We start from the raw sequence: 5814 nt of genomic DNA, 5'->3' as shown, positions 1-5814 counted from the left end.
TTCGTGCAGACACGAACAGAGGCGAAGCGAAAAGTCACGGAGTGACGGGCGATTTTCTTGCCAGCCGTTTTAACGGCTGGAAAAATGGCTGAGATATAGCTTGGGAGTCCCGTAGGGACGGCACATTTTTTAGTTTCTGTGCATGAAGACAATAAAAAAATTCGTGCATTCGTGGCTCCCTTTTTTAGCCACGAATGCACGAATTGGATACTTCTCCTTGGTCTGTGTTTCACCTGCCATTTTTTCCATCTGCCCAGGTGAACACGCAATAAGATTTTTTCCTGTTCGTGAGGGCACGAACCGGGGCGAAAGTTAAGAAATAAGAGCCGAGAGATAAGAAATAAGATGGGATACTGAAGATGGAAGGAAATGACCCTTGATTTTCCGCCGAATTCACCGAAAGTTATCCGTGAATTCGTGGCTCCCTTTTTTAGCCACGATTGCAAGAATTGGATTCTACGTCCTGGTCTGTGTATCCCTAAGACCACTTTCCCAACTCATCTCTTAATTCCTGTTCTTGATGACACGAACAGAGGCGACAAGTCACGTAGTGACGAGCGATTTTCTTGCCAGCCGTTTTAACGGCTGGAAAAATGGCTGAGATTTAGCTTAGGAGTCCCGTAGGGACGGCACATTTTTATAAAGGTGTAGGAAAAGAAGGTAATACAAGCAAAAAAATCACCTCATCAATCAACTCCCATATTTGAGAATCAACCCCAACTGACCGGAATGATAAGCCGTGTGGGTGACTATGCGGCCAAAAGCAGCGGCCTTTGTCTTTTTCCCAAATTCTTTGGTCTCGATGATTTCCGACCAATCTTCCTGGGCCAAAATCTCTTTCTCTAACATCTCCTCCGCATAGGCCGAAATTTGCTTTAGCTCATCAAGAGCTGTCCATTCCCCCGTATCCTTTCCTGCGATCAGCGTTTTAGCTGTGATTTTCACTTCAGCTAATCCAAACACATTTTTGGCAAAGAGCAATTCCACCTCAGCAACATGTCGGATCAAAAAACCTGCTGAATTAGGACTTTCTCCATGCTTTTTAGCCAAGTCCGCTTCTGTGATTTTATCCAACAAATTGGTAAAGCGAGTTCTTCCTTCTTTCCAGAGTTCGATTAATTGCTCGTTCATTTTTTCGTTTGATTATCCCAACCCCAGGGTGCCGGGGGAGTTTCCACTGGTTTTGTTAAGTCAAATTTAACCGAGAAATAGGTTTCCGAACCGATGCGTCTCAGGTTATAAGTAAAAGCCTCTTCGTCCACCGTAATCCACCAAACGTTGCCAGCAGCATAAGGGATCAAATCTGTGGTTTCCTGATCGGCAGGAAACAGCTGCATTGCCGAAAATCCCGTATTCGATGAGATTCCACCGTATTGGGTGATTTCATCCTCTGAACCGTCCTCGTGACAATGGTCATGCTTGAGTTTGATTCGATCGTCCTCCTTAGTCAACATCCAGGTTCTAGAACGATCTTCCCCTACAAAAAATGGGATCCTAATCGCATCCTCTTCACAGGATCGCACATGCATGATGAGTCTCCCCTCAAAACGGGGATCAGACTCTGGATTGACCAATTGTCCTTCATAGGCATTCCCACAGTGCTTGGCCAGGGTTTCCCAAAAATCCTGTGAACCCTTGATTTGGGCCGAGCTTTGCACCGCAAAGAAAAGGAAAAAAAGAGTTAGTGCATTTTTCATCTGAAAGGGTTTTTGGGTCAATAGCTAGCTCTAATTTATTCTATTTGTGAGTGAGTTTTGACTTTAATCTCAATTATTGGATTTATTACAAAAAACTGGACAATATTTTAAGCCTTTTTTTGATTTGATTTAATGCCGCCTGCCGCGGGGCTACTCAACTAATCAGTGGGATTTAGAAAAAAAATCCCCCTGATTAGTTCGAGTTCAGTTTTCTTCATGCGGCCTTTGTTTTTATTATTTCTCCGAACTGCTCAGGAGTGAGGTAATTCAGGTAGGAATGTATTCTATAATTTCCGGAGAAAACCATTACCATACACCTAGTCCATCTATCTTGGGAATTAAGTTTCCACCAGATCACATTCGTAGATCCCACGAGTTCGAAACTCCTCCAGCTACCGTCTCCACTCTCCTTGCTTTCCCCTACTTCAAAGGAAGACACAATTGCCAGACTCCCTCAAATTCCAAATCTTCAATATGCCCGGCTTCTTTTAATCCAGGTTTTACATAGTGCATATGCATATTGCTCGCCTCACGTCCAGGCATTCCCGGCATTGCAAATCTTCCTCCTGCCGTCTCCCCTGCAAAACCAATGATAAAAACGGATTCCTCTATCAGCTTCAGCGGATAATCATCCTGCTTTTTCACCTGCGGACTAAACTCCAAAATACTCTCCGGCCGTAAGTACGCAATGTGGGCTTGTATTTTCCTTGCTTTTACTTTTACCCGAAAGGGAAAACCATTCACCAAGTCAAGTCCTTCCTTTTGTGCATAATCAAAGATCACTTTTTCCAATTCCATCCTATTGCTTATTGGCTGATCCAACTTGATTTTTCTCCATTGACTTACTTCAGCGGAGACCAAAAATATAAGATCCCGGTTCCAAGTAGAAGTCCAGATTGGCTGCCGATTGTCATCCAGTTCGGCCACGATGGGCTTACCATCGATAATCAAAACCTCGCCTTGTAGATTTTCTACGGCACCAATCGCATACATATGTTTTCGACCCTTTAGGGAATCCAAACTGAGATTGGCTGAAAGATTTTTCTCTTTCATGATATTGGCGGTACTTCCGATCAGTTTAATCTCTTGTGCAGCTACCTGCGAAAGAAAAATGCCAATAAAAATACTTGTTAACACTAGTTGCTTGTACATCTGTTTGGGTAGGTTTTTTTAAGATTATCTTGCTCAGCTGAGGGTAATTTCTGAATTCGAAGAGGCTTTTTTCAGCTTGCGGAACAGATCCCTTGATTCTTATTGATTACATCCGTTTTGGGAAAAACAGCCTGTGGAATCTCACTCCATTGGAAATCCTCCAACTCTTCGAAATCAAAAATTTCGCTGGCTTGAGTATAAAGAATCTCTCTAGAAAATTCGTCTTCCAATTGCTTTAATTCATCGAGTTCACAGGGACTAAGGGCTGCATTTTCCGCCTTAGCGGTCATTTCTATGATCTCTAGGGGTTTGATTCCTGGCTTCATGCCAATTTTAATTGTCTTGCCATCACTGATTCTCTGAATGACAAACAATCCATCTGCAAGGGGCTGAACAGACTGGGTCCCAAATTGAATTCGACCTCCCGACAAATAAGTGGCTACATCAGTCAGACATGGAGAGGGTGCAGAAATGATCCGAATATCTGTGCGGTCGATCTTATCCTGATCAAAAAGAACTTGAAAGCTATGATCCAAGGCTTTGGCACCTAGGACCAAACCATCACATAAATGTCCGTGAAATTTCACTAAATCATCCAATCCTACACGCTGCTCAAAACCTAGTCTTCCTTTTGAAAATTCGGTATCAATCACCGCAAAGGAAAGCTGTATTCGTGCCTTGGGAACCAAAAGCTTAGCCCCATCCAACATAGATTCAAATTGATCCAAATGACCGGCAAATTTCTTGTCCGCACTCAAAAAATGAACATGCATAAAGCTATCGTGGTGGGTATAGATGCGTTTCCCTTCTTTAGAATAAAAACCGATTAACTCACCGGATGCCTGCTCATGATCAAAGTTACTTTGAGTTTTCCCTTCCACATAGCCGGGAACATCAGCGGATCGGGGTGTCACAATATGAGTGACCATCTGATCAAATGCCCCCTGAATCCGAAAAGGCAAAGGCTCCAGCAAATCAACTCCATTGGCGGTCAATGTGGATTCTATTAATTGCTCTAACTCTTGAATCGAACCTACCCGACCACGCAATCCTATTTCTTCCCATTCTTCCACATGGGCATAGACCAAAAAAGGTGCATCCACCTGCCATTCCTTTTGGACACTGCTATTTTCATCAGCCGTGACTATGCCGGTATAGGGAACTCCATCGACGGCGGTAATTTCTCCCTGCATTTTCCCGAGAGGACCCAAGGCGATCAATCCTTTATATTTTTGTAGAGAGTCTAGTGAAATCCTGGGAGCAAATCCTGTTTTACCCATTTCACTCATGGCCCCCGCATGCTTCACCTGAGCCTGCAAAATCGAATAACTTAAGAATAGCGTAATTGCCAGCAATACTTTTTTCATCGGTAATAGTTGTTTTGATAGATTAATAAACTTCCCGATATGCAATTGAGAAAGGCATTTTTGGGGAAGGTGAATTTGTTTTATAGTGATTATCAAAGAAATAAGTTGAACATAAAGCCTGATATAATGATAAATAAAGTCACCACACCAAAATAAATCCCGATCAGTCGAGTAGTCATGACTTTTTTGAGTAATGTCCCCTCCGGAATAGAAAGGCCAATAGTCGCCATCATAAAGGCAATTGCAGTCCCAATAGGAACTCCCTTGGCCACGAGCACTTGAACCACCGGAATGATACCAGCCGCATTGGAGTAGAGCGGGACAGCCAAGATGACCGCGAGAGGCACGGTCCACCACTGCCCTGATCCGAGGTATTGCTCAAAGAAATTCTCCGGTACATAACCATGCATGGCAGCCCCGATTCCGATCCCGATGATGACGTAGATGACGATGCTTTTGACAATATCCCATGCCTCTTTCAAAACCATTTTTAAGCGCTCTGTAAATGCAATATTTTCTATCTGGTAATCGGTGGTACCTTCAGCCTTTGCTTTGATGAGGTTTTGAACCCATTCGGACAAGTATTTTTCCAAGCCCTTCGGCCCAACACCATTCCTCCAATTGTACCCAGCAGAATGCCAGTCAGTGCATAGATTAAGGTGAATTTGATCCCAAATAATCCCACAAACATGGCCAGGGCAATCTCGTTTACCAGGGGCGAGGTGATGAGGAAGGAAAAAGTCACTCCCAAAGGTATCCCACCCTGCACAAAGCCGATAAACAATGGTACCGACGAGCAAGAACAAAATGGGGTGATCGCCCCAAAGAAAGAGGCGAGAAGATTTTCTAGCCCATACAATTTCCTTTTATGAAGAAAATCCCGAAGCCGCTCCACCGGAAAATAGGCATTGACCAAGCCCATCAAGGTGGTAATCAGCATCAAAAGTATCAAAATCTTGACCGTATCGTAGAAAAAGAAATTAATAGCAATCCCCAGCTTGGAGCTTTCCTCCAAACCTATGATGCTATAAACCAGCCAATCTGCGAGATCTTGAAGCCAATCAAACATGCCGAGGATTAATCAAGTAAAGAGAGAATCTCTTGGATGGAAGGAACTTTGCCTTTGAGTTTGACTTCCTCATCCACCACTACAGCGGGAGTGCTCATGACATGATATTCCATGATTTTTTGAATATCCTCTACTTTAATCACCTCTGCCTCTTTTCCAGATTGAATGAGGGCTTCCTTGATGACCGCTTCTGTTTGCTTGCACTTGGGGCAACCTGTGCCGAGAATTTTGATCGTTTTCATAGGATTTGAATTTATAATCGTAAAAATACGATAGATCGCGTTTCAGTAAGGTGATATTAATCACCTCTTGATCTGAAAAATGCTTCCAATTCCTACGGTGTGGTCCGTATCCGACAGAACGCTTGGCCACCTATCTGCCTATTTCTGTTCGTGCAGACAGGAATAGAGGAGAAAAATAAGAAATAAGAGCCTAGAGATAAGAAAAAAGAGAGAAGACCGAAGACGGAAGCAAATGAAACTTGATTTTCCGCCAAAATCACCGAAAGTTATCCGTGAATTCGTTGCTC

Annotated in this window: 7 protein-coding genes; all 7 read right to left on the bottom strand. The window is 43.4% G+C overall.

What is annotated here, in order from left to right; genetic code table 11:
* Positions 1-690: 690 nt before the first annotated feature.
* Positions 691-1131 (bottom strand): DinB family protein, encoded by a 441-nt coding sequence (locus tag BM043_RS14365; protein ID WP_092792848.1) that lies wholly within the window; start codon positions 1129-1131, stop codon positions 691-693.
* Positions 1128-1697, bottom strand: a complete 570-nt coding sequence (locus BM043_RS14360) for a hypothetical protein (RefSeq protein WP_092792846.1) — start codon at positions 1695-1697, stop codon at positions 1128-1130. The genes BM043_RS14365 and BM043_RS14360 overlap by 4 nt, the downstream gene beginning before the upstream one ends.
* Positions 1698-2117: 420 nt before the next feature.
* Positions 2118-2849: an acetolactate decarboxylase gene (locus BM043_RS14355; RefSeq protein WP_092792843.1), complete on the bottom strand. Its 732-nt coding sequence runs from the start codon at positions 2847-2849 to the stop codon at positions 2118-2120.
* Between the two features lie 71 nt (positions 2850-2920).
* Positions 2921-4216 carry an acetolactate decarboxylase gene (locus BM043_RS14350; RefSeq protein ID WP_092792841.1) on the bottom strand — a complete coding sequence of 432 codons (1296 nt, stop codon included), beginning with the start codon at positions 4214-4216 and terminating at the stop codon, positions 2921-2923.
* Positions 4217-4308: 92 nt separating this feature from the next.
* Positions 4309-4797, bottom strand: a complete 489-nt coding sequence (locus BM043_RS19795) for a permease (RefSeq protein WP_377901150.1) — start codon at positions 4795-4797, stop codon at positions 4309-4311.
* Entirely contained in the window at positions 4734-5285 is a 552-nt protein-coding gene (locus BM043_RS19790) for a permease (RefSeq protein ID WP_218144152.1), read from the bottom strand. The genes BM043_RS19795 and BM043_RS19790 overlap by 64 nt, the downstream gene beginning before the upstream one ends.
* Positions 5286-5293: 8 nt before the next feature.
* Positions 5294-5527, bottom strand: a complete 234-nt coding sequence (locus BM043_RS14340; protein ID WP_092792839.1) for a thioredoxin family protein — start codon at positions 5525-5527, stop codon at positions 5294-5296.
* Between the last annotated feature and the right edge of the window lie 287 nt (positions 5528-5814).

Source organism: Algoriphagus hitonicola (assembly GCF_900113375.1).
GTDB classification, from domain to species: Bacteria; Bacteroidota; Bacteroidia; order Cytophagales; family Cyclobacteriaceae; genus Algoriphagus; species Algoriphagus hitonicola.
The sequence above is the reverse complement of the archived record's forward strand: the minus strand, read 5'-3'. Positions and strand labels throughout refer to the sequence as shown.